The following is a 2,106-nucleotide window of genomic DNA, read 5'->3' as shown; positions in this document are numbered from 1 at the left end:
CCGAAATATCCACCTTTAACGTTAAGAAAGGTCAAATTAAGATAGCAACGCACTATTTGTAATATTCAGCACTAAAAACTACGTGATCTGATCATTTTGATCTTTTTTTAATCTTTTTGATCTATATTTTGAGTGCTCATAACTATCTAAATATCAGATTTTTACAAACGCCTCGGCACTAATATTATTTATTTCGGCACTAACATTATTTATTTCGGCACGTCAATTATATCTTTCGGCACGTCAATTACTCGACTCAGCACTTTATTTAGTTTGGTAACATGAATACGGAGCTTAAGATTGTCAATGCCCCGCTGCGGGAAACAGTAGTTATGAAGGCAGGTCGGGCCGGAATTGTCGAAGCCCAAATGAATTTGAGCATTCACGAATACCGAGTGTTTTTCAAAATGCTTACTATGGTGGATCGAGAATCCACGGGCAAAGAGCTCCTGCGTATTTCAGTATCTGACATCATTCAAGAGTGTCACCTGACGAATGCCGGCTATCACTACAAAACTTTGAAAGAAGCAGCGTTGTCACTGATGACCCGGCAAATTAAGTTTCCTGGAACACTCGACGGAAAGCCTTACACGTTTTATGTTTCTATTATCGACAAAACCGCTGAGCCTCGTTTTGAAACCGACGATCTGCATTTCCTCACGCGTTTTCATCCCGATTTATTGCCATTTATTCTGGATTTAAAAAGTGAGTTTCTAACTATCAATCGCCAGTACCTCAATCATTTAGGGTCTCCTTACAGCATTAAACTGTATATGGTGCTTAAACATCAATCGCGACAAAATCACCGCTTTGTCACCTATACCTTAGAGCAGCTACGCTTCATATTAAGTATCCCGGAAGATTCTTATCGCAAATATGGAAATCTCAGACAGGTTCTGAACAACTGGGTTTATGAAATAAATGAGTTTACTGACATAACCATTCATTCCGTTACTGAAACAAAAAGAAAGAGGCTTGTCCAGGACGTGACTTTTGAAGTCAGTCATAAGCATAATGCTCATCATCGACTAGAACCCATTTTGCCGGAGACGAGCAGAGTTCCTACAGAGGACATTAAAGACGAGTTATTTGAGGAAATTCGCAACTATAAAATCACCAGGTCTCAATTTGATAACTGGATACAACTCTATGGCCGTGAACACGTTAATTTTCGAATTAAAGTCGGCCTCCGATATATAAAACAGGGAATGATTCGCAAGCCCTATTTCTATATGGATAGTTTGATGAAGAATAAAGAACTTATTGAGCAGGATGAAGTAAAACCTACTGTGGCAACCTATACACTGCCTAGATCAGTTCCTGCGGCAGAAGCTATGTCTAGCCCTACTCTACCCTTAACGTCAAAAAGTCTCAAGCAGCAGACGGATGATTTAATGGAAGAGTATTACGAACGGATGAATGAAGCTTGTAACAATTTATTGTCTGTCCGAGAGAATGCTTTTGATTTCCTTGATTACGTTGAACAATTGAGAAAGCAAACGGATAAAACGATAATCGTATCTATGTCCATTCAAAATTTTGATAAAGAACGTCTTACTGCCGAAACGCTTTACGGTTACTTCAAAGCCAGTAATAGTGGAATGATGTATACCTTTAAATTACAATACTTTAAGGATCGCCATTCTGCTATCTGGAATGGTATCCGCACCCAGCTACAAAGCCAAGCGGATCAACTGGGTGCGAAGTTGGATTAATTGCTACTTCTTTTGATTTCGATCCTTACGCAGTTGAGCGTCAATAGCTTCCTGAATATATTCCCGGATAGACATTTTTTTTCTTATTCGGGCGTTTGTTCTTCGCACAAATCTCCTTGATTTCCTCGAGTTGACCCACCGTCAATGGGATACTAATGCCTTTAACCTGGTTTGGATCTACTTCTGCACTTTTCTTTTCTAACAATGCTGGATCACTAGCCACTGCTCCACCCTTATTGATAAAAGCTAAAGCCTGCTCATTGATTTCAACGGCATCCACCGCACTCGATTTATTCACCTGCGGCGTAAGTGATTTGGGGAGTCGTAGGGGTTGTGTTTTAAGCCATGATTCAGAGATTGTTTTTCAACGTTAGTAGAATCAGTAATTTGG

At 39.7% G+C, this 2,106-nt stretch carries 2 protein-coding genes; one reads left to right on the top strand and one right to left on the bottom strand.

Features of this window, described 5'->3' with window-relative positions:
* The first annotated feature begins 281 nt into the window (after window positions 1-281).
* A complete protein-coding gene (locus BWI97_RS25750; protein ID WP_102203359.1) occupies window positions 282-1,715 on the top strand; it encodes a replication initiation protein in 1,434 nt (477 codons plus the stop codon).
* A 40-nt stretch (window positions 1,716-1,755) separates the two neighbouring features.
* On the opposite strand, the gene BWI97_RS25745 is transcribed toward BWI97_RS25750, so the two are convergent.
* Window positions 1,756-2,013, bottom strand: a complete 258-nt coding sequence (locus BWI97_RS25745) for a hypothetical protein (RefSeq protein WP_102203358.1) — start codon at window positions 2,011-2,013, stop codon at window positions 1,756-1,758.
* Window positions 2,014-2,106 lie beyond the last annotated feature (93 nt).

It is taken from the genome of Siphonobacter sp. BAB-5405 (assembly GCF_002872335.1).
Lineage (GTDB): Bacteria > Bacteroidota > Bacteroidia > Cytophagales > Spirosomataceae > Siphonobacter.
This window is presented reverse-complemented; position numbering and strand designations above follow the sequence as displayed.

Excerpts from the sequence above, each read along its gene's own strand:
- BWI97_RS25750 (WP_102203359.1), top strand. The coding sequence starts at position 282 with ATGAATACGGAGCTTAAGATTGTCAATGCCCCGCTGCGGGAAACAGTA.